This window comes from Hyella patelloides LEGE 07179, assembly GCF_900659865.1.
In the GTDB taxonomy this organism is placed as follows: Bacteria; Cyanobacteriota; Cyanobacteriia; order Cyanobacteriales; family Xenococcaceae; genus Hyella; species Hyella patelloides.
Map to the genome: position 1 here is coordinate 1 of NZ_LR214264.1, position 2,062 is coordinate 2,062.

The 2,062-nt window shown below is 41.8% G+C and carries 2 protein-coding genes; one reads left to right on the forward strand and one right to left on the reverse strand.

What is annotated here, in order from left to right; translation table 11 throughout:
• Positions 1 to 113 precede the first annotated feature (113 nt).
• Complete coding sequence (proC, locus tag H1P_RS32950; RefSeq protein ID WP_144875658.1) at positions 114 to 938, reverse strand: pyrroline-5-carboxylate reductase; 825 nt, start codon at positions 936 to 938, stop codon at positions 114 to 116.
• A 145-nt stretch (positions 939 to 1,083) separates the two neighbouring features.
• Here proC and thyD point away from each other — a divergent pair, with 145 nt between their 5' ends.
• A complete protein-coding gene (gene thyD, locus H1P_RS32955; RefSeq protein ID WP_144875660.1) occupies positions 1,084 to 2,004 on the forward strand; it encodes a thylakoid membrane protein ThyD in 921 nt (306 codons plus the stop codon).
• The last annotated feature ends 58 nt before the right edge of the window (positions 2,005 to 2,062 follow it).

A 2,062-nucleotide genomic window follows, 5' to 3' on the forward strand; every position in this document is an offset into this window, starting at 1 on the left:
GAAAAAATCTACGGCTTGATTAAGTAACCATGTAACCAGACACCACAATAAAAGAAAAGCTGTATCCACAAAAATAGACAGCCATAATTTTATCTTTTCATCGTCCATTACAACTACTTACCCAATTCTTGAGAACGTTGATAAGAAGCTTTAACCGCCTCCATTACAGCAGCGCGAAAACCACCTTTTTCTAAAGCAGCAACCCCTGCAATGGTTGTTCCACCAGGACTACTAACGCGATCTTTTAACACCGCAGGATGCATCCCAGATTCTTGTAATAGCTTTGCTGTACCTAATAGGGTTTGAATAGCCAATTTTTGGGCGATCGCTCTTGGTAAACCGACAGCTACACCACCATCGGCTAAGGCTTCTACCATTAAAGCAACATAAGCCGGCCCCGAACCAGATAAACCAGTTACCCCATCTATTAAAGATTCGGGAACTGTGACAACTTCTCCTACCGCAGCAAAAATATCCGTTGCTATTTGAATCTGTTGGGAAGAAACATCTGTTCCAAGGGCGATCGCGCTCATCGCTGCTCCCACTGTAGCAGGGGTATTTGGCATCACTCTTATTACGGGACATCCAGCAAAAGCAGATTCTAAACTTTCTAAGGTTACTCCCGCCAAAATAGAAACAATTAAGGGAGACAATTCTTGATGGGTAGCTAAATCTAAAGCTGTGACTACTGATTCTAAAATTTGGGGTTTAATCGCCAACAATACCGTTTCTGCATTCATTACAGCTAAATTCTCGTCTGTTACCCCCACACCATACTGTTGTTGCCAAAATTCTCTTCTTTTCTCTTGGGGTTCACTAACTAAAATACTGTCGGCTGCATAAACTTTTTGAGCAATCAAGCAAGAAACAATAGCCTCCGCCATTACTCCACCACCAATAACGCCCAAAGCTAAATTATTACCCGATTCTTTTGCCATGATTGCTTTTTACTCTCGATCTAAAAAATACCCTATTGTTGCTCAATCAACCCTTAATAGATGGTTCTGGATCAACGACAACTCCAGCTATCATAACAATAGTTAGTGACTGTAAAATATCTACTTATTTTTTAAAAAAATCGTCATGAAAATAGCAATTACAGGGGCGACAGGATTAGTCGGAACTCGTTTAGTAAGTAAACTCAAAGAAAATAATCATCAAATTGTAGTTTTTACCCGCAACAGTGCTAAAGCACAAAAAATCTTTCCTGCTAGCAATTTTCCTAATTTAGAGGTAGTACAATACACTCCTCAAGAATCAGGCGCGTGGCAAGATCGAGTATCTGGTTGTGATGCCGTAATTAACCTAGCAGGTGAACCCATCTCCGAACGTTGGACAGCCCAACACAAAAAAGCAATTCTTGAAAGTCGTCAGCTAGGAACGCGCAAAATCGTAGAAGCGATCGCCAAAGCCGAGTCAAAACCCCAAGTACTCGTTAGCGGTTCAGCGATCGGTTACTATGGCACTAGCGAAACCGCTACTTTCGATGAAACCAGTTCCCCAGGAAAAGACTTTTTAGCTGAAGTTTGTCAAAAATGGGAAGCCGAAGCCGAAGCAGTTAAAGAATATGGTGTCCGCTTGGTAATTGTGAGGATTGGTATTGTTCTAGCTAATGGTGGTGGTGCATTGGGTAAAATGCTCACTCCCTTCCAAGTGGGTGCAGGAGGCCCAATTGGCACTGGTCGTCAATGGTTTTCTTGGATTCACCGCGATGATTTAGTAAATATTATCATCGAAGCTATTAACAGAAGCGATCTGACAGGAGTTTATAATGCCACTTCTCCCAATCCCGTAAAGATGAACGCATTTTGTCAGACTCTTGGGGAAGTTCTCAATCGTCCCTCTTGGCTACCCGTTCCCGAATTTGTCCTGGAATTATTACTAGGCGATGGTGCAGTGGTGGTTTTAGAAGGTCAACAAGTATTACCGAAAAAAACTCAATCTCAAAACATTAAATACCAATATCCCGAACTGCGATCGGCGATTCGAGAAATTGTTAAATAGTTTGTTGTTTTAGTGGATCGCGAGAATATGGCGAGAGCTTTAGTCTAGTAGCAATTTT

What these genes read in the sequence shown, in the direction of transcription:
- proC (WP_144875658.1), bottom strand. Translation starts at nt 938, where the DNA reads ATGGCAAAAGAATCGGGTAATAATTTAGCTTTGGGCGTTATTGGTGGT.
- thyD (WP_144875660.1), top strand. Translation starts at nt 1,084, where the DNA reads ATGAAAATAGCAATTACAGGGGCGACAGGATTAGTCGGAACTCGTTTA.